Below are 19,505 nucleotides of genomic sequence, written 5' to 3' on the forward strand. Positions count from 1 at the left end.
TCTCGCTGGTCGCCACGGGAGAGCCTTTGCCACCGCCGCCCCCTGCGGACACATTGTCGTTTTCAGACGAAGCGGACGGCCGTCTGGTCGATCTGGGAAATGGCAGCTGGTCGATTCCGCTCAAATTTCTTCCGCTCGGTGACTCGATCACGTACGGGATCGAGATCGGGCCAGCACAAGCGAATGATACGAGCCTGGGCGGATATCGGGATGACCTCTGGCAAAGTTTTGTCGCACAGGGCATCCTGATCGATTATGTCGGACGTCAGGCGACCGGCCCTGACAATCTGCTGGACCAGAATCACGAAGGCACGCCGGGCATCCGGGCAGACCAGATTGCGAACTATCTGGCGGCCCAGCTGCCCAGCTTCGTACCGGACGTCGTCTTGTTGATGGCAGGCACGAATGACTCCTATCAGCAAGTGTCCAATGCGGGCGAGACCACGCCGCAGGATATCGAACGTCTCATCAACATCATTCTTGCGGAGAACCCGGATGCCCAGATCTTCGTGTCCACTCTGCTGCCGCAGGATCCGGTGAATCCGCGAAATGCAGAGGCGTTGCCCGGACTGGCGGTGGCCAATCAGGGAATTATGGATCTTGTGGCCCGGTTGAATGCGGACGGCCTGACCAACATCCACTTGGCGGACATGAGCGACCTGTCCCTCGACCTGATCAGCGATGTCGGCCCGGACAACCGGAACGATGATGGTCTGCATCCGACCGATGAGGGTTATACGGAAATCGCGAGCCGTTGGTATGACGCGATCAATCAAGCCTTTGCAGACCTGGGGCTTGTCCTGGAAGGGGATGGCAACGCTATTGATTCCATCATCCAAAATGTCATTGGGTCAACCGGGAACGACTATCTTATCGGAGATGCACGGGACAATGATCTCAACGGCCTGGCCGGCAATGACATCCTCGATGGCGGGGCAGGGAATGATTCATTGACCGGCAGTTTCGGCCGGGACCTGTTCCGCGTATCCGAAGGGAATGATGTGATCACCGATTTTGATCCCTCGTCTGACTTTATCGATCTGAAAGGTACAGGTTTTACCTCTTTTTCGGAGATTTTGGCCGCCGCCGAACAGCAAGGCTCAGATGTTGTTTTGTTTGGTGACGTTGCAGAGATGGGTATGTTGACACTGCAAGGCGTTCTGCTGGCGGATTTGTCAGAAGATCATTTTCTGTACGATTCCGGCGACACGGCAACCAGCGCAGTGACAATGGCGTCATCCTCAGGCAACACCATGACTGCCGTGTCCCATTCGGGCGAGGCGGAAGCGCATGGAGAGATTGTCGCTCTGTACAGTGATGCGGATTGGTTCGATTCCGACGGTGGCTCGCGCGAGTCCATGATGGATGACCGTGATTCAGGGGATTGGTCAGACAATGGAGTGGATGACTATTCCCAACCGCCGATCTGGGACGCCTGGACCTGACGAGCCCCTGCTTCGCTTGATGGAAGCTGGGTGGCCGTCAGTCACAAATCCAAGCTATATGGACGGTTCGTTCGTGTAGTGAATGGTGTAGTAGTGATGACAGAATGAAGGTGTGTCTTCGAAGCAGTCTTAGGCGCATCGGCGATAGTGCGCCGAACACGGTGCCCAAATCTCCCTGTATGTGGATCTTTCCGTGATCCATTCAGACCGCCGGACCGAAATGTCCGGGGTTTTTTCGTTTTCGGGCGCGGGCACCAAAGAAACTGTCATGCTGCGCAGGTAGGCGAGGGGCGGTTCGCACTCTCACCCGCGCCGGAGACACTTCATGATTCGTCTGCCCCGATCTATTCGCCTGCCAGCGGCGGCTTTTCTTGCCTCTTCAGCCATCTTGCTGTCCGCCTGCAGCGCGCCTGCGCCAGCCGAGCGGGTTACCGTCGCGACGCCGCCGGCGGAGCAGGTTGCCAATGCCGGGGCCGAGCAGGATTCTGGGTTCACGATTGCCGTTCTGCCGGATACTCAGAATTATCTGGACTACACCCATCAGATGGCAGAGGGCTTTCCGTTCGACGCCAATGAGCTGTTCCTGGAGCAAATGCAGTACATTGCCGACAATCTGGAAAGCGAGGGCGGTGATATCGCCTTTGTCACCTCTTTGGGTGATGTGTGGCAGCATCAGACACTGGCGATGGACCCGGAGCATGCGGCGCGGGGCTTCAAGTCTGTTCCCAACCCGATCATGGACGCGCACCTCGCCCCCAGTGACAAGACACTGACCGTGGAAATGCCGAAAGCCCATGAAGGCTTCAGCCTGATCGCGGGAAAGACACCCTTTTCTGTCGTTCCGGGCAACCATGATTACGACGCGATGTGGACCGATGCGAAGTTTCCGCCGAAGGCAACGAGCCCTGCAGAAGTCGACATGAATGATCTGGCGGGCTCGCTGGGAGTGCTTCATCCGGGCGGGTTGGAGAATTTCCGGTCCGTATTCGGGGCCGAAACCGAATTCTTCAAAGACAAGCCCTGGTACGTTTCCAGCCATGATGGCGGGGCCGACAGCGCACAGGTCTTCGAGGCGGGCGGGTATCGCTTCCTGCATATCGGCCTTCAGTTCGATCCCCCCAACGATACGCTGGCATGGGCTGCGTCCGTGATGGAGGCCTATCCCGGCTTGCCGACGATCATTTCTACGCATGACTATCTGAGACAGGATGGCGAGCGCGCACCGAACGCCATCGTGGACGGGCATGCGGTCGACCCAATCCACAATTCGCCTCAGATGGTCTGGGAAAAACTGATCAGCCAGAATGAGCAGATCTTCCTCGTTCTGTGCGGGCATCAGCACGGACAGGCGTGGCGTGTGGACGACAACGCCGCCGGTCGCAAGGTCTGGCAGGTGTTGGCGGACTATCAGGACCGGGGACAGACCGCGATTGAAGCGGGTGTGCAGTCCGCCTGGCCCGTTGGAATCGGTGATGGATGGATGCGTTTGATGCGCCTTGAGTTCGATGGCGAGACTCCACTGATGCGCGTGAAGACCTATTCCACCCACTACAGGAAGCTGAGCCGCGAAACCGAGCAATATGCAGACTGGTACAAGGCCCGCGAGCAGCCGCACCTTTCGGATGAGGCGTTCCATGACGAAGATGATTTCGTCATCGAGCTTTCTGATTTTGTTGATCGATTTGGGCAAAGCGCCCGCGTGGTGGCGGACTAGAATCGCCTGCATTGCCCTGGAGGGCTTTGTTCGGTCTGCGGATGACTTTCACGGCTGCGCAGACAGGTCTTGTGGAAGTGGTTCACACACTGAAACAAATTGTTTGCCTCAAAGGTTGACAACATGTCGCAGCGTGGTTTATACGCCCAATTCCTGTCAAGCCATTCATTCGTAAGCGGATGGTTTGGTGTATTTACCGGAAGAAACGAGATGAAGCTAAATTGTAGAAATACAAGCAGCTCCTCGCAGATGCGGGGAGTGCCATCAGCGGCGCCCGCGCAGTGGCCGGTCGCCTCCTGATATCGACAGTATCTGAACTTCGATGATTCCGCGCTGAAGAGATCAGCTTACGGATCGTATGAAAGGAGGTGGATCATGGGCGCGCCCATGACCCGCGCTGGCGTCTTGCTGTTTGGCAAGCCGTCGGCAGCGACGCCCTTGCTCGGCCATGTGGCCGGGCTCCACGCTGAACGGATCGCCCGTTTCTGGCCCGCGCCACACGGAGGGTTCCTGACCCTTCCCACGGCGCGTCGCCACGCGGCGGCTATCCTGCTGGAGCGCCGCTGGAACAGTTCCGCCGATGATGGCGTGGACATTGTTCACGCGGTGGAGCGCACCCGCGACGCGGATTTGGCTCGCATCCTGATGGGTGGCGAGGCCCCCGGTGGTCTGATGAAAGCATTGGGGCGGATCGGAGAAACTCTTTGGGATGCAGCGGCGTATGCCAATCTCCTGAAGCTGTTTTCCGATCCGGAATCGGTGAAAGTCCTGCGGCATATGCCGCGGATTGAAGCGGCTCGTTTGGGCCTGATCGCACAGATTCCCGCCGCGCTTCGTGTGCCGGGCATTCTGGCGAACTTGCCACATCGACCGGAGGCTGTGGAGGATCTGGCGGAAGCTTATGCTCTTGCCCTGCAGATCCATGGCAGCGGTGAAGCGGCCAGGATCGTGCAACGGTGGAGCCGGGCAACCAGCCCGCTAGCCTTGTTCGATATGGCAGCCGAAGCACTCCAGCCGGACGAGTTCGGTCTCGTGCTTGCGCCACCCGCTCTGCCGGACTGGTTCAAGCCCGTCCGGACACGCAAGGCCCTGAACGAGATCGCCCTGGAGTTTCGCAACTGTCTGCGAGACTTCTCAGCCGATCTCGCAATGGGGCGGATGGCAGTGTACGCAGTGCGAAAATCGTCCAGTCCGCCTGTGGTCATGGCCCTGCGCCAGGACGCAGCGGGCTGGCGATTGGCGGAAGCCTTGCTGCGGAACAATGATGATCTGAGTGACGCCCATTTGCGGAGCCTGGTCGATGTTGTGGTGGCATCCGGTATCCGGACAGGCGAGTCGGCCTGGAAGCTGGCGGATCGGCTGCACAATCATGTCTGTCCCGATTGTGGGCCAGCGCATGTACCACCGCGCAACACATGGCGGGAACGTCTCGCGCTCGGCTCCCTCTGGGACTAGGCGTCAGGCAAGCGTCGCAGTCGCGCCTCCGTTCCGAAAGGGCCGGGGGCGTTTCCATTTGTGACGCGCGCGTCATCGGTGTAGTCTCCGGTAAAACACAAGGGAGAGACAGACATGGCCGACGGGCACGAAATGGGCGACCGCGCGAAATTCCGGGAAATGCTGGAAGGCACGAAGGAAGACTGGGACATCATTGTTGAGCACTCGAAAAGCTTCAACAAGGGCCTCGCCAAGCGCGTGCTTGATCATCTTCGCTTGCTGGATGGGGACTTTGGCGGATTCCCGGTCGACCGGCTTGAACATTCGCTACAAACGGCGACACGCGCGCACCGCGACGGGCGGGACGAGGAATATGTCGTCTGCGCGCTGCTGCACGATATCGGCGACACGCTGGGCAGCTATAATCATCCGGATGTGGCCGCTGCGATCCTGAAGCCGTTCGTGTCAGAGGCCAATCACTGGATGGTCGCCAATCATGGTGCGTTCCAGGGCTACTACTTCTTCCACCATATCGGCCTTGACCGGAATTTGCGGGAGCATTTCAAGGACAGCCCGCACTACGAGCACTGCGCGCAATTCTGCCATCTCTATGATCAGGCCGCATTCGATCCTGACTATGAGAGCGAGCCGCTGGAGTTCTTTGTCCCAATGGTGGAGCGCGTCTTCTCGAAACCGGTAAATTCCATGTATCTCAAGGCGATGCAGGAATAAGTCCGAAACCGGATCAGGTGTTCGGGCTGGTTCCCGAGCGCTAGTCTGCCGCGGTTTCCTGCAGGCAGGGGCCCTCACTGGCGACGCTGGTCATGGCGGCGTGGGCTTCGCAGGCATTGCCATAGGTCTCGCCGTCGCAGCCGCAAACCGGGCGGTATTCGCGTGTGCACATCGGACGGACTTCGGAGCAGACGCCCGCAGCGTCCGCGATGTTACGGCAGGCACCGTCATCCATTTTGCAGAACAGGCCGTCTTCGCACGCAATGGCGGCGATGCCGCCACAGGTCTCACCGACCCCGGCGGTTTGGGGCAGGGTTGGCGCGTCATCCGGCGCTTCTGGAGCGGGAGGCGGTGCTTCCGCCTCAATGGGCGGCAGGTCTTCCGGGGGCTTCTCGAACCAGGCACAGCCGGCGAGAAGGGTCACGGACAGGACAAGAGCGATGAGGCGCATGGGAGTCTCCTTTCACGAGAGAACCCTGCGCCCCGATCGCGTATTTGGCAAGGCGTGAGCCTTAGCCTTTCATGCCAGCGGCAACGGCTGCGAAGATGTTCTGGCCGTGCTCGCCGCCAGACTGGAACGCCGGCTTCGTGGTGGCCACATCAGTGATCTGGTCCCATTTCGCGGCGACGGCTTCAGCGGACAGGCCTTCGCCCTGGCCGACAAAGACGCCTTCGGTCTCAACGATGCGAGCCATGGAGAATGCGCCGGCGCCTGCGGACAGGATCATGCCGGATGGGGCATCGTCTTTCACCAGATTCATCACGCCCGGCGTGACATATTCAGGCTTCAGCTGGGCCAGCACTTCATCTGGCATCAGGCCTTGCGTCATGCGGGTTGCAGCAATCGGGCAGACTGCGTTGATCTTGATGTTGTTTTTCGCGCCTTCGATCTTCAGCGTGTTCATCATGCCGACCACGCCGAGCTTGGCGGCGCCGTAGTTCGCCTGGCCGAAATTGCCATAGAGACCGGTCGAGGAGGTGGTGACCACGATGCGACCGAAATTCTGCTCCTTCATGATGTTCCAGGCTGCGTGAACCGGCATGAATGTGCCGCGCAGGTGAACGTCGAGCACGAGGTCGATGTCGCCCTGTGTCATCTTGGAGAAGGATTTGTCGCGCAGGATGCCGGCATTGGCGATGATGATGTCGATACGGCCCCATTTGGCCATCGTGTCATCGATCATCTTCTTTACGCCAGCTTCGTCGGAGACAGACGAGCCATTCGCGATGGCTTCGCCGCCGAGCGCTTCGATTTCCTTCACAACGGCTTCGGCCGCTTCGGAGTTGCCGCCGGTGCCGTCCAATGAGCCGCCAAGGTCATTCACGACCACTTTTGCGCCGCGGCGGGCGAGTTCCAGCGCATGACAACGGCCGAGACCGCCACCCGCACCAGTGACAATGGCGACGCGATCGTCGAAACGGATATCTGACATGGGAAGACTCCTCATTCCTTTGACTGTTTGCCCCAGTCTCTGACCAAACGCTGACGTAAACGTCAAGCATGCCCCTAGGGTCACCTCTTGCGCGCAATGACGCGGCATGATTGCGTTTCGTCAACACCAAGACGCATCCACGGAGGATACCCATGCTGGCTTATGTGACTTTAGGCTCGAACAACAAGGAACAGGCCCTGGAATTCTACGATGCCGTTCTCGGGGAACTGGGCGGGCAGCGCGTCTATGCCAATGACCGTCTGCAATTCTACGCAACGGGCCCCGGACAGCCGATGATCGGGATTGGTGGCCCCTATGATGGCGAGGCGGCGACTGTTGGAAATGGTGTCATGCCCGCGCTCTCATGCAAGGATCGCGACACGGTTGACCGGGCCTACAAGAAGGCGCTGGAATTGGGCGGCACGTGCGAAGGCGAACCGGGCGAGCGCATGCCAACCTTCTACGGTGCCTATTTCCGGGACCCGGACGGCAACAAGCTCTGCGTCTGCAAGGTGGGGTAGGTCAGCCTATCGCCGCCTGGAGTACTTCGAGCGCCTCTTTCGCAAAGAGGCGCATGTTCTTTGGGCGGTCGGTGAGGCCGGTTTCGAGTGTGGTGGAGATTTCAAACCGGTTCGGGCCAACCACCGCTACGCAGGTATGGCCCGCTGCGTCGCCATAGCCATTGCCGGTTGGGCCGGAGGCGCCGGTTTCGCACATGCCCCAATCGGCGGCGAGCTTTCCGCGGATCGTATTGGCAAGCAGGCGGGCATAGGGCTCCGTTGAGGAGCGCATGTCGCCAAGGTCTTCGCGGGTCAGGTCCAGCAAATGCTTGAAAGCCTTCGGCGTGTAGATGACGCCGCCACCGCGATAGTAGCGGGACGCGCCAGGAACGGCGAGCAGGGCGGCGGAGATCAGGCCGCCCGCCGAGGATTCCGAGACGGCGACGGTTTCGCCGCGCGTCATGAGCTTGTCGGCAATTTCGTGCGCGATGGGGATGAGCGTTTCCATGCGGGGCAGTTGAGCAGGCGCAATCGGGCGGCGCAAGCCGGACGTTGGGAGAGGGCCGGGCTCTGGTCTTCCGCGCCTGTGCTTCGACTTCGCTCGTCCTTCAACTTCGCTCAGGATGAGTCCGCACCCTGCTGCCAGATTGCAGCGCTCATCCTGAGCGAAGTCGAAGGATGGGCAGGCTCGGGGAGTTGCACCCGGTAGCGCACAAGAATGCTTCCCCTTCGGCCACGGCGCGGCTAAGCCTGAATGTGACACTTTGGGGAAAGGGAGCGGCGGATGCTTTCAATCGCGGGATATGAATGGGGTTGGGACAATGCGCGGGCGCTGATCGGCATCGTCCTGATCTATGGCGTGTGCTGGGTCTTGTCGGAGAAGCGCAAGCTGTTCCCGTTCAAGCTGGTCGTCGGCGCGACGATCATGCAATTCGTATTCGCGCTCATCCTGTTCGGCATTCCCTTCGTGCGTGCGATCCTGTTCAAGGCCAATGACGTGGTTGATGGCCTGCAGAATGCGACGCGGGCCGGCACCAGTTTTGTGTTCGGCTATGTCGGGGACAATGTGGCCGCGCAGCAATTGATGGATGGCTCGCCGCCGCCTCTGTTCTTTTTCCAGATCCTGCCGATCGTGATCGTTGTCGCTGCGCTGTCCGCCATTCTCTGGCACTGGCGTATCCTTCAATGGATCACGAATGGCTTTGCCTATATCTTCCAGCGCGCGATGGGGCTTGGCGGGGCAACGTCTCTCGCCGTATCGGCCAACGTATTCATGGGCATGACCGAAGCGCCCGTTCTGATCCGGCCCTACATCAAGGGGATGACCCGGTCTGAATTGCTGATCATGATGACGGCAGGCTTTGCGACCATCGCTGGCAGTGTGCTGGTCGTTTATGGATCATTCCTCGAAGGCAAGATGGAAAATCCGCTGGCACAATTGCTGACCGCCTCCATCATGGCAGCCCCTGCGGCAGTGGCTGTTGCACTCTGTCTGGTCCCCGAGACGACGCCCGCGACCGAGCGTATGAAAGAGCCGGATTTCAGCTATTCTTCGACTATGGATGCCTTTTCGACCGGCGCGTCTGACGGCCTGAAGATCGTTCTGAACATCACGACCATGCTGATCGCGGCGCTGGCCCTGCTTTGGCTGGTCAATGCCGGACTTGGACTGTTCCCGGATGTGGCGGGCGCGCCGCTATCCATCGAGCGGGTGCTGGGCTGGATCTTCGCGCCGCTAATGTACATGATCGGCGTGCCAATGGGAGAGGCGGCGCAGTCAGGTTCTCTCATGGGGGTGAAGACCGTGCTGACGGAGTTTGTCGCCTTCCTTCAACTGGCCGAAGTTCCGGTTGACGCAATGGATCCGCGCACACGCATGATCACGGCGCACGCCATTTGCGGCTTTGCCAATTTCGGTTCGATGGGCATCCTGATCGGCGGCCTGAGCATTGTGGAGCCAGCGCGGCGGGACGATTTCCTGGCGCTGGCATGGCGGACCCTGCTGGCGGGCACGCTGGCGACTTGTCTGTCCGGCGCAGTGGTCGGCGCATTGCCATATCAATTGTTCACGGGCGGCTGATCTTTTCCCTCGCCTGTCGCACGGTCAGGCCTAGACTTCAGGTCTGGGATTGGCACGAGTGCGAGACATGAGAATGAGACATATTTGGGCGGGCGTGTTCGCCGCGAGTGGTGCTGCCTTGGCGGCTGCAATGCCGGTAGCCGCGCAGGAGCGACTGGAGCCGGTCAATGTCTGGGGTGACCGGGCAGAGACCGATCCCGGTAGCCTGGCCGTTCTGGATAATGCCGAGATCGCGGACACGCTTGCGGACCATCCAGCCGAAATCCTGAACAAGCTGCCCGGCGTGAACATCCAGATGAATTCCGGGCAGGAGCACCTGATCGCCATCCGCAGCCCCGTCCTGACCGGCGGGGCCGGGCAGGGCAGCTTCCTGATCATGGAGAATGGCGTGCCGGTGCGCTCGCCCGCCTTCGGAAACGTCAACAGCCTGTTCGAGCCGCACCATGAAGTGGCGAGCGCCATTGAGGTCGTACGGGGGCCGGGCAGTGCGAAGTATGGCTCCAACGCCGTGCACGGACTGGTGAATGTCATCCTGCCGGACGTCGGCGCCGGCAGCGAGACCGTCGCAAGCTATGGCACGCTTGGCCGATGGCGCAGCGATGTGACGCTGGACCAGGGCGAGCATTGGCTAGCGGCAGTCTCGATCCAGAAGGATACAGGCTGGCGCGACAATACCGGTATGGACCAGCAGAAACTGACTGTGGTGGGAGACTGGGCGCTGGGCGGTTGGGACACGACAGGGTGGCTGACCGCATCCAACCTCAATCAGGAGACGGCCGGCTTCATTCAGGGCGCCGACGCCTACAAGGATGAGGACATAGCCAAATCCAATCCGAACCCGGAGGCCTATCGCGATGCCTGGTCGGCGCGCGCCGGGGCGCGGCTTTCCCGCGAAATGGGCGGCGGCACGTTGACCCTGACGCCTTATGCGCACACGCAGGCGATGATCTTTGCGCAGCACTTCCTGCCGAATGGCGGCGTCGAGAAGAATGGCTCGACCGGCGGCGGCGTCATGGCCCGCTTTCAGCGGGAGGTCTCTGAGGCGGTGACCTGGCGGGTCGGCGCGGATGTGGATGTGGCGAGTGGCTGGCTGAAGGAAATCCAGCCGGAGCCGTTCGGATTTTTCCCAGGCGACGCACGTTTTCCACAGGGCAAGCACTATGACTATACCGTCGACACGCTGACCGGCGCGCTGTGGGGCGAGCTGGACTATGCGCTTACGGATGATATGCGCCTGCTGGCGGGGCTGCGAGCGGAAACCCACGAATACGATTATTCGACGGATGTGGCCCCCGGAATCAATGGCCGGTTCAATGTGCCAGCGGACCGGACGGATAATTTTGACCTGCTGACGCCGAAGCTGGGCTTGATCTGGTCTGTGGCCGACGCAACCGATCTTTATGCGAATTATGCGCGGGGCGAGCGTGCACCTCAGGCGTCTGATCTCTATCGCCTGCAAAGCCTGCAAGTAGCCGGTGAGGTCGAGGAAGAGACGCTGGACAGTGTCGAGATCGGCGCGCGGGGCAGTGCGCTTGACGGGCGGCTGGTCTATGATGTGGCGGCCTACTGGATGGAGAAGGAGAATTTCTTCTTCCGCGATAGCGACGGGTTGAATGTTCCCAATGGATCGACCGAGCATGCGGGAATCGAAGCCTCGGCGGCTTTGGAACTGACCACCGCATTAAGTGTTTCCGGATCGACAAGCTGGTCAGACCAGACTTATACGTTCGACCGGATTACCAGTTCGGGTACGGAAACCATCCAGGACGGAAACGAGATCGACACGGCCCCGGAATGGCTGGCAAATGTCTCGCTCGACTGGAAGGCGACGGAGGCCATCAAGCTGTCCCTGAATGTGGATCATGTCGGCGAGTACTTTGTCGACCCGGCCAACACCACAGTCTATCCCGGTCACACAGTGCTCGGCGCACGCGGCGCATGGGTGTTTGCTGAGGGAACCGAAGTGTTCCTGATCGTGCGCAATCTGACTGATGAGCGCTACGCTGACCGGGCCGACCTCGCCTTTGGCAATGACAGATACTTCCCCGGCGAGCCAATCAATGCGACGCTGGGCATGAGAAAGAAATTCTAGGGAGGAAGCCAATGAAACTTTACCATACGCCAAACGCTCCGAACCCGGACCGGGTGACTTTTTTCTTGCGCGCCAAGGGCAAGCTCGATGCTGTGGAGCTGGAAGAAGTCTCCATCATGAAGCAGGAGCACAAGACGAAGGAATACCGTGACGTCTCGCCCTTCGCGCAGGTTCCGGCGCTGGTGCTGGACGATGGCACGAAGATCACCGAGAGCCGTGCGATCTGCACCTATTTCGAAAACCTCTTCCCTGAGCCTAATTTGATGGGATCAGACGCCAAGGAAAAGGCGCTGATCGAGATGTGGGATCGCCGTGTGGAGATGATGTTCTTCGTCCAGTTCGCCACATGGTTCCGGAACGCGCATGAGATGATGGCGCCGCTGGAAGTGCCGCAGAGCGCCGAGTCTGCCGCGAAGGGGGAAAAGGCCGCGCGCAAGATGGCCCAGCGAATCGACAAGCATCTGGCTCAGCATGAGTTTCTGGCGGCGGACCGCTTCTCGATTGCGGACATAACCCTGTTCATCACCTGCGGATTCTGCCGAGTGATGAAATGGGCGCCGCACAAGGAGCACGAGAATCTCGGCCGCTGGTACGACGCCATGAAAGTGCGGGGTTTTGCCAGTTAGGCGTTCTTGATCGTCAGGCCGCCATCGACCGGGATGTGCACCCCGGTCAGGAAGCTGGCGGCTGGCAGGACGAGCGACAGGGTCATGTTGGCAACTTCTTCCGGGATGCCATACCGGCGCAGCGGCACGCGGCGCTTGGCATAGATTTCCTTGTGCTCGTCCTTGATGCCTTCGGTGATGCCGGTGTGGATCGGGCCGGGGCAGATGCAGTTCACCGTGATGCCTTCGCGGCCAAGATCTACGGCAAGGCCGCGGGTCAGGCCGATGACGCCATGCTTGGCGGCGACATAGGGCGAATTGCCTGGCGTCGCGCCAAGCCCTTCGGTGGATGCAATGTTCACGATGCGGCCGAAGCCAGCCTTGCGCATGTGTGGAAGTGCTGCGCGGATGGCGCGCTGGTGTGAGGTCAGCATGACATTGATGCTCGGGCCCCAACTGTCCTCATAGCTCTCCTCGGCAATATCTGCCGGAAGGGCAAATCCGGCATTGTTGACCAGGATTTCCAGGCCGCCGAAATGCGCGGCAATTTCATCGACAACGCGTTTGATCGCGTCAGCGTCGCTCACATCCAGCGCCCAGCCATGAACATTGGAAAAGCCAGCGTCGCGGATCTCCTGAACCACGATGTCAACGTTCTCCTGTTTCAGGTCCGTGACGGCGACATTGGCCCCCTGCCGGGCAAAAAGGTGCGCGGTGGCGCGGCCCATGCCGCTGGCAGCGCCGGTGATCAGCGCGGTCTTGCCGTCGATAGAGCGGGACAGATCCTGATAGGGTAGGTTGCTCATGTCTTTTTCTTTCGCTTCTTGATCGTTCCGGAGAAATTCAGGACGGGGCGACCATTGGCCGTGATGATGCCCCGGACGAATGTCAGGGATCGGCCGCGACGCAGTACGTCTCCGCGCGCTTCCATGTATTCGCCTTCAAGGGCGCCATCGAGAAACTCGGATGTGAAAGCGACGGTCACGCCATATTCGCCCTCCATGCCGTCATGGGCGATAGCGAACAGGGAAAAGTCCGCGAACGACATCAGGCAGCCGCCATGCATGACGCCGCCCGCATTCATGTGCTTGCGTTCGGCGCGAAAGGCGGCGACGGGGCCTTGATCGTCAAACTTGAAATAGAATGGCCCTGCGGCGTCGTATTCAAAGGGCTCGTCGGGCCATGTCTGCCAGCCGGCAAATTCCCCGGATTCCACTGTATGTGCGGTCATTCCGCCTCCCTGCTGTTTTTGTGGGGCACGATACCGCACAGTCACCCTTCGACAAGCGTGCCGTTGGGGCATAGATTGGTCTGGCAAGAATATTCACCGGAGGAAATGGTATGGCATTCGATGCCGAAATCCGCGCGGCGCTGATCGAGCAGGTCCGCCGCTTTGTGACCGAAAAGTGCGTGCCGATCGAGGCCAAGGTCGGCGAGGAAGACGAAGTACCACAGGAAATCGTCGACGAGATGAAGAATCTCGGCCTGTTCGGCATCGCGGTGCCGGAAGAGTATGGCGGTCTGGCCCTGGATATGGAGACCGAGGCACTGGTTGCGATGGAACTGGGCGAGACATCCCCTGCTTTCCGGAGCGTGGCGGGCACGAATATCGGCATCGGCAGCCAGGCGCTCGTCTTGTTCGGAACGGATGCGCAGAAGGAAAGATGGCTGCCGGGTATTGCCTCTGGCGACCTGATCGCCAGCTTCGCGTTGACCGAGCCGGAAGCGGGGTCTGACGCAGGCAGCCTGACGACCAAGGCCATCCGTGATGGCGACCATTACGTGCTGAATGGCACCAAGCGCTACATCACCAATGCGAACAAGGCGGACCTTTTTACGGTCATGGCGCGGACGGATCCGGATACCCCGGGCCCGAAGGGCGTTTCGGCCTTCATCGTGGAGCGCGATACACCGGGCGTAACGGTGGGCGTCCCTGAAAAGAAAATGGGCCAGCAGGGCGCGCATATCTGTGATGTGATCTTCGAAGATGCGCGCGTGCCTGCCGAGAACATGATCGCGGGCGAGGGCGAAGGCTTCAAAGTGGCGATGAGCGTGCTGGACAAGGGACGCCTGCATATCTCCGCCGTTGCAACCGGCGTCTCCAAGCGCCTGATCCGCGAAATGGTAAACTATGCATTGGAGCGGCAGCAGTTCGGAAAGCCGATCATGCAGCATCAGATGATTCAGGCCATGATTGCCGACAGCCAGGCCGAAACCTATGCGGCCGAATGCATGATCATGGATGCAGCGCGTCGGCGCGATGCCGGTGAGGATGTCACCCTGCTCGCCTCATCGACGAAATTGTTCGCCACTGAGGCGTGTGGCCGGGTTGCAGATCGCGCAGTGCAGGTATTCGGCGGCGCGGGTTATGTCTCCGACTATGGCATCGAGCGCTTCTATCGCGATGTGCGCATCTTCCGCCTGTATGAAGGCACCAGCCAGATCCAGCAGGTGATCATCGCGCGGGAACTGGCCCGCGCCGCGAAGGCAGGGAGGCTTTAGGCCATGTTCGAACACGATCTGACAGACCCGCATGAGGTTGGACTGAATGCCGAGCGGCTGGAGGCCATTCCGGAGTATTTCCAGAGCAACTATATCGACACGGGCAAGCTGCCCTGTGTGGCGACACTGGTGTCGCGCGGCGGCGAAGTGGCGCTGGAGGATTATTCCGGCACGACCCATATCGGCGAAGGTGAGCCAATCGGTCCGCATACGATCTTCCGAATCTATTCTATGACCAAGCCGGTCACATCCCTGGCGGCGATGATGCTGTTCGAGGAAGGCAAGCTGAGGCTGGATCATGAAGTTGCCCGCTACATTCCGGAATTTGCGGACGTGCAGGTGTTCGATAGCGGCAATCGTGAGGACTACACGACGCGCGCGCCAGACCGGGCCATGACCCTGCTGGACCTGTTCACGCACACATCCGGGATTACCTATGGCTTCCTGATGCAGGATGAGCCGGACGCGATTTATCGCAAGGAAAAGATCGGCGCGCCGACCGAGACCCTGTTGGAAATGAGCCAGCGGATTGCGAAACTGCCGCTGGCCTTCTCCCCCGGAACGCAATGGGGCTATGGCCATTCGATCGATGTGCTTGGCGCGGTGGTCGAGATTGTATCCGGGCAACCACTGGACGAGTTCTTCCGGGAGCGGATTTTTGGACCGCTCGGTATGGATGACACTGATTTCTGGGTGCCTGAAAACAAGATTGACCGGCTGATGGCTTGCTACAGCAAACATCCGATCAGCGGAGAGATCACTCTGGCCGATGCGGCGGGCAAGGAGTCGAAGCTCTACAGCAAGCGCCCGAAACTGCTGAATGCGGGCGGCGGACTTGCCTCTACCGTGCGGGACTATCACCGGTTTTGCCTGATGCTGATGCGGGGCGGCACGCTGGATGGCGCGCGCATCATCAGCCCCAAGACGTGGGAGTTCATGCGCCAGAACCATTTGCCCGATGGTCAGACTATCAAGGCGATGGGTGACAAGACGTTTTCCGAGGCGCGCATGGAAGGCAACGGGTTCGGGCTTGGCGGCTCTGTACTGGTTGATCCGGTGGCAAGCATGCAGCCCTCCAGCCACGGTAATTTCAGCTGGGGTGGTCTTGCCTCCACTTTCTTCTGGATTGACCCGGTTGAAGAGATGATCGCCATTCAGGCGACCCAGATGATGCCGTCAGGCACCTATCCGATCCGGCCTCAGCTGCAACAACTTGTCTATGCGGCGGTGGACTGGTGAGTGAGGAGCATTCCAACCCAGTCCGCGACGCGATCCTGGACGTGACAGCCGCTTGTGGCGCGGGCAAGACGGTTGCGCCGGAGATTGCGGCGAAGGCCGTCAGCGAAAAGAACTTCCAGCGTGTGCTGAAGGATGTTCGGGCTGAAGCCGTACGTTTGCACAAGGCGGGCATCGTTCTGATCTATCGCAAGGGCAAGCCGGTCGAAGATCCGGATACGTTCAAGGGCGTTTATCGGTTGGGATTGCCGGCAGCCTGACCGGTCAGTTGCCGTAGCTGCGCAGCTCCGTGCGGTAGCGGCGGCCATTGGCGGTCAGTACGTAGAGCCGGTCATACTCCGTAGCTTCGACAATCGGCGCGCCGGGCTTGCCGCCCAGCGCTTTCACAAGCTCCGGCGTCGTATTGGAATGGCCGACCACAAGGATGTTGCCGGGCGTCGCGCGCAGCATGTTCGCGAACGTGTCCAGATTGCTTGCGTCGTAAGGGAGAACCGTCAGGCCGTACGCATTTGCCGTGGGCGCGGCGGTTTCGCGGGTGCGATTGGTATCTGTGGAGTAGATAGCGGAAAGGTTTGCGTCAGCCAGTTCGGCAGCCAGAATCTCCGCGCGGGCCCGGCCGACAATTGTCAGGTGAGGGTCCTGCCCGCTGGCTTTCTCTGCGTGGCGGACGAGATAAATCGTCTGGGCGTCAGGCTCCGGGGTTGAAGCGCAGGCTGCCAGCGTCGCAAAGGCGATCATGGCCAGAGCGACGCGTCGCGACAGCATCAGGCTGCTTCCGGTTTGGCTACTGGACGTTCCAGAGAGAACGCATCTTCAGTTGGGCCGTTCTGTCGGAGCGATTGCAGTCGGTCCCAGCCATCCTGCAACGTGAAGCGCTCACCCCGCTTTGCCCACCACAGGACAAAGCCCGCTCCAGCGCTCCGATCCAGTTGGCTCGACAAACGCCTCATGCCGGGGGGGTGCGTGCGGCCATCGTAGGTGAATTCGCGCAGCGCTTCGACGGACTTCCAGCCCGCCATCGTGCAGACATCAGGGGCCGCGAGTTCAGCCGGGTATGGGAACGCGAGTTCCATGCCGTACCACTCACCATTCGGGCGGCGAATACCGTGGGTGTGCCAGTGCATACCTTCGAAGGAATCTGCATCCGAAAATATGCGCGGCAAAATCGCCATGAAGACCCGAACGAACTCGTTCTCCATCGTGAACGCGCCCAGGGGGCGCGCGCAATTGAAGTGTATCAAACGATACTCGTCGGCCATCGAATTGTCCCCATCCAATGTTGACGGGATTAAGACAAAGCCGTTTCACAATTCTTAAGCGAATTCAGAATCGTCCTTAAAACCTTGTGAATTACTTGCCTTTGAACTCGGCGGGGCGCTTCTGAAGGAATGCGCTGACGCCTTCCTTGAAATCATCCGTGCGCCCCGCAGTCCTCTGCGCAATGCGTTCATCATAGATCGCTTCGTCAAAGTCGGACTCGCAGGCTTTCCAGATCAGGTCACGCGCAAGAGACAGGGCAACCGTTGGCCCCGTGGCAAGCTTTTCAGCCATTTCCATCGCTGTGGACATGAGTGCGTCATCAGCGACAATTCGGTTCACCATGCCCCATTCCAGCGCTTTTTCGGCCGGAACCTTGTCGCCAAACAAGGCCATTTCCATGGCGCGGACGCGGCCAATGGTGCGCGCCAGCAGCCAGGTTGACCCGCCATCCGGTACCAGGCCGATGCGGCGGAATGCTTGCAGGAAATAGGCGCTTTCCGCACAAAGTACGATATCACCAGCGAGCGCCAGAGAGCAGCCAACACCTGCGGCAGGCCCATTCACAGCGGAAATAACCGGGTGCGGATGTTCGCGTATGGCTTGCATAAGTGGATTGTAGTGCGTAGTCAGCGCGCGACCGGCATCTGGCTTGGACCCTTCATGGCTGAGCTGTACGCCCAATTGGCCGGGGCCGAGATTCGCGCCGGAACAGAACCCACGGCCAGCGCCTGTCAGTATGGTGCAGCGCGCCTCATCCGCCGCGACTTCAAATGCGTGCAGCATTTCCTGTGCTGTGTCGACGCCGCACGCATTCAGCGTCGACGGGTCGTTGAAACTGATGATGGCGATGTCGCCTTTCAACTCGTAGGAAATCTTCGTGTAGGCCATGCATTTCGCTCCCGGTGGATGTTTTTTGCCATCCTATGGCCTAGCCCCGCTCGCGTGAACGCCTGACCCAGCGGAAATGTTTTTTATTTTGTTCAACGCTCAATGCGCGTTACACTTTACGGAGGAAACGCCCCGGAGGAAAACAAATGGCTCTCGATAGCGCTGCCGGTTCCGGCATGAGTTCAATTCTTAGCCGCCAGAAAGCCGCGCACATTCGCGATGGCATTCCGAGCGCTGCGAAGCGGATCGAGTGGATCGACAAATCCATCGACTTGCTCGTTACCCACGGCGATGCGCTGGCGGAAGCGATGCGCGAGGATTTCGGACACCGGTCTGTCGATCAATCGGCGCTAACGGATATTGCCGGGTCCATTGGTGCGCTCAAGTTCTCGAAGAAGAATCTCGCCAAATGGATGAAGCCGGAGAAGCGCAAGGTGGAGTTCCCGCTCGGCCTGCTTGGCTCCAAAGCCTATATCCAGTACCAGCCCAAGGGTGTGATCGGGGTGATCAGTCCCTGGAATTTCCCGGTTAATCTGACCTTTGCGCCGCTAGCCGGCGTATTCGCGGCGGGTAACCGCGCAATGATCAAGCCGTCAGAGTTCACTGAGGCGACCTCTGAATTGATGAAGTCGCTCCTTGCGCAGTATTATGATGAGGAGGAAGTTGCGGTCGTAACCGGCGGGCCTGAAATTGGCGCGGAATTTTCCAAGCTCGCTTTCGACCACATGATCTTTACCGGCGCGACCTCTATAGCGCACCACGTCATGCGCGCAGCGGCGGACAATCTCGTGCCACTGACGTTGGAACTTGGCGGCAAGAGCCCAGTTGTACTTGGCCGGTCTGCGGATATGCAGAAGGCCGCCAGCCGTATCATGGCGGGCAAGACGCTGAATGCCGGACAAATCTGTCTGGCACCGGACTATGCCTTTGTGCCTCAGGAAAAAACCAAGGAATTCGTGGGCGCAGCGACCAAGGCTGTCGAAACGATGTTTCCAACCGGTCTGAAAGACAATGACGATTATACGTCCGTTGTGAACCAACGTCACTATGACCGGATCATGTCCTATATCGAGGAAGCCCGCGACAAGGGTGCTGAGGTAATAGAAATCAATCCGACTGGGGAGAATTTCTCCCAGCAGCCGCATTACAAGATCCCGCCGCACATCATTGTTGACCCAAGCGATGATCTGAAAGTGATGCAGGATGAGATCTTCGGACCCATCCTGCCGATCAAGTCCTACGGCGAAACGAAAGATGCGGTGAACTACATCAACTCACATGACCGTCCGCTAGGCCTCTACTATTTTGGCGAGGATGCCAGCGAAAAAGACTTTGTGCTGAATAATACGACCTCTGGCGGCGTGACTGTGAATGACGTGATTTTCCATGTCGCGCAGGAAGACCTGCCTTTTGGTGGCGTCGGACCATCCGGTATGGGCAGCTATCATGGTCTCGATGGCTTCATGGAGTTCAGCCACAAGAAGGCCGTCTACACGCAGACCGGCAGTGAGATGCTGGCCATGATGCGCCCCCCCTATGGCGACAAGTTCCGGGGCCAGGTCAAAGGCCGTATCAAGCGTTAGA

Annotated in this window: 20 protein-coding genes; 12 read left to right on the forward strand and 8 right to left on the reverse strand. The window is 59.7% G+C overall.

Annotated features, from left to right (window positions below):
• From HY36_RS18750 to HY36_RS11430, 4 genes are all read left to right on the forward strand, one after another.
• Positions 1–1,445 (forward strand): GDSL-type esterase/lipase family protein (locus HY36_RS18750; protein ID WP_035552818.1); only part of this gene is annotated, 1,445 nt, incomplete at its 5' end.
• A 325-nt stretch (positions 1,446–1,770) separates the two neighbouring features.
• Complete coding sequence (locus tag HY36_RS11420) at positions 1,771–3,159, forward strand: metallophosphoesterase (RefSeq protein WP_035552827.1); 1,389 nt, start codon at positions 1,771–1,773, stop codon at positions 3,157–3,159.
• A 375-nt stretch (positions 3,160–3,534) separates the two neighbouring features.
• Positions 3,535–4,614 carry a hypothetical protein gene (locus HY36_RS11425; protein WP_035552830.1) on the forward strand — a complete coding sequence of 360 codons (1,080 nt, stop codon included), beginning with the start codon at positions 3,535–3,537 and terminating at the stop codon, positions 4,612–4,614.
• A gap of 114 nt (positions 4,615–4,728) precedes the next feature.
• Complete coding sequence (locus HY36_RS11430) at positions 4,729–5,325, forward strand: HD domain-containing protein (RefSeq protein ID WP_199285771.1); 597 nt, start codon at positions 4,729–4,731, stop codon at positions 5,323–5,325.
• A 40-nt stretch (positions 5,326–5,365) separates the two neighbouring features.
• Here HY36_RS11430 and HY36_RS11435 read toward each other — a convergent pair whose 3' ends face one another.
• Positions 5,366–5,776 (reverse strand): Kazal-type serine protease inhibitor family protein, encoded by a 411-nt coding sequence (locus HY36_RS11435; RefSeq protein ID WP_035552833.1) that lies wholly within the window; start codon positions 5,774–5,776, stop codon positions 5,366–5,368.
• Positions 5,777–5,837: 61 nt separating this feature from the next.
• Complete coding sequence (locus HY36_RS11440; RefSeq protein ID WP_035552836.1) at positions 5,838–6,758, reverse strand: SDR family NAD(P)-dependent oxidoreductase; 921 nt, start codon at positions 6,756–6,758, stop codon at positions 5,838–5,840.
• Between the two features lie 152 nt (positions 6,759–6,910).
• On the opposite strand from HY36_RS11440, the gene HY36_RS11445 reads away from it, so the two are divergent.
• A complete protein-coding gene (locus tag HY36_RS11445; protein ID WP_035552838.1) occupies positions 6,911–7,279 on the forward strand; it encodes a VOC family protein in 369 nt (122 codons plus the stop codon).
• Position 7,280: 1 nt separating this feature from the next.
• Here HY36_RS11445 and HY36_RS11450 read toward each other — a convergent pair whose 3' ends face one another.
• Complete coding sequence (locus HY36_RS11450) at positions 7,281–7,766, reverse strand: CinA family protein (protein WP_035553333.1); 486 nt, start codon at positions 7,764–7,766, stop codon at positions 7,281–7,283.
• Between the two features lie 276 nt (positions 7,767–8,042).
• Between HY36_RS11450 and HY36_RS11455 the strand changes: the two genes are divergently transcribed.
• The 3 genes from HY36_RS11455 (at position 8,043) to HY36_RS11465 (ending at position 12,056) form a co-directional block, all read left to right on the forward strand.
• The gene (locus HY36_RS11455; RefSeq protein WP_035552841.1) at positions 8,043–9,338 is read left to right on the forward strand and encodes a NupC/NupG family nucleoside CNT transporter; all 1,296 of its coding nucleotides are present in this window, start codon (positions 8,043–8,045) and stop codon (positions 9,336–9,338) included.
• 73 nt (positions 9,339–9,411) lie between these two features.
• A complete protein-coding gene (locus HY36_RS11460) occupies positions 9,412–11,430 on the forward strand; it encodes a TonB-dependent receptor (RefSeq protein WP_155841885.1) in 2,019 nt (672 codons plus the stop codon).
• Between the two features lie 11 nt (positions 11,431–11,441).
• A complete protein-coding gene (locus HY36_RS11465) occupies positions 11,442–12,056 on the forward strand; it encodes a glutathione S-transferase family protein (protein WP_035552846.1) in 615 nt (204 codons plus the stop codon).
• On the opposite strand, the gene HY36_RS11470 is transcribed toward HY36_RS11465, so the two are convergent.
• Both HY36_RS11470 and HY36_RS11475 read right to left on the reverse strand, forming a co-directional pair.
• Positions 12,053–12,841 (reverse strand): SDR family NAD(P)-dependent oxidoreductase, encoded by a 789-nt coding sequence (locus HY36_RS11470; protein ID WP_035552849.1) that lies wholly within the window; start codon positions 12,839–12,841, stop codon positions 12,053–12,055. The two genes, HY36_RS11465 and HY36_RS11470, sit on opposite strands and share 4 nt — an antisense overlap.
• On the reverse strand, positions 12,838–13,266 hold the full coding sequence (locus tag HY36_RS11475) for a PaaI family thioesterase (RefSeq protein ID WP_035552851.1): 429 nt from the start codon (positions 13,264–13,266) through the stop codon (positions 12,838–12,840). Before HY36_RS11475 ends, HY36_RS11470 begins: the two co-directional genes overlap by 4 nt.
• Before the next feature lie 110 nt (positions 13,267–13,376).
• Between HY36_RS11475 and HY36_RS11480 the strand changes: the two genes are divergently transcribed.
• From HY36_RS11480 to HY36_RS11490, 3 genes are read left to right on the forward strand one after another with little or no spacing between them, the layout of a single operon-like run.
• The gene (locus HY36_RS11480; protein ID WP_035552853.1) at positions 13,377–14,537 is read left to right on the forward strand and encodes an acyl-CoA dehydrogenase family protein; all 1,161 of its coding nucleotides are present in this window, start codon (positions 13,377–13,379) and stop codon (positions 14,535–14,537) included.
• Positions 14,538–14,540: 3 nt separating this feature from the next.
• Complete coding sequence (locus HY36_RS11485) at positions 14,541–15,776, forward strand: serine hydrolase domain-containing protein (RefSeq protein WP_035552856.1); 1,236 nt, start codon at positions 14,541–14,543, stop codon at positions 15,774–15,776.
• Positions 15,773–16,033 (forward strand): DUF3253 domain-containing protein, encoded by a 261-nt coding sequence (locus HY36_RS11490; RefSeq protein WP_081806166.1) that lies wholly within the window; start codon positions 15,773–15,775, stop codon positions 16,031–16,033. Before HY36_RS11485 ends, HY36_RS11490 begins: the two co-directional genes overlap by 4 nt.
• Before the next feature lie 4 nt (positions 16,034–16,037).
• Here HY36_RS11490 and HY36_RS11495 read toward each other — a convergent pair whose 3' ends face one another.
• The 3 genes from HY36_RS11495 to HY36_RS11505 form a co-directional block, all read right to left on the reverse strand.
• Entirely contained in the window at positions 16,038–16,538 is a 501-nt protein-coding gene (locus HY36_RS11495) for a SixA phosphatase family protein (protein ID WP_206741191.1), read from the reverse strand.
• On the reverse strand, positions 16,538–17,032 hold the full coding sequence (locus HY36_RS17855) for a DUF3291 domain-containing protein (RefSeq protein WP_051602744.1): 495 nt from the start codon (positions 17,030–17,032) through the stop codon (positions 16,538–16,540). The genes HY36_RS11495 and HY36_RS17855 overlap by 1 nt, the downstream gene beginning before the upstream one ends.
• 91 nt (positions 17,033–17,123) lie before the next feature.
• The gene (locus tag HY36_RS11505; RefSeq protein WP_035552861.1) at positions 17,124–17,921 is read right to left on the reverse strand and encodes an enoyl-CoA hydratase/isomerase; all 798 of its coding nucleotides are present in this window, start codon (positions 17,919–17,921) and stop codon (positions 17,124–17,126) included.
• 146 nt (positions 17,922–18,067) lie between these two features.
• Here HY36_RS11505 and HY36_RS11510 point away from each other — a divergent pair, with 146 nt between their 5' ends.
• Positions 18,068–19,504 (forward strand): coniferyl aldehyde dehydrogenase, encoded by a 1,437-nt coding sequence (locus HY36_RS11510; protein ID WP_035552863.1) that lies wholly within the window; start codon positions 18,068–18,070, stop codon positions 19,502–19,504.
• Position 19,505: the final 1 nt, after the last annotated feature.

The sequence above is a fragment of the Hyphomonas atlantica corrig. genome (assembly GCF_000682715.1).
In the GTDB taxonomy this organism is placed as follows: Bacteria; Pseudomonadota; Alphaproteobacteria; order Caulobacterales; family Hyphomonadaceae; genus Hyphomonas; species Hyphomonas atlantica.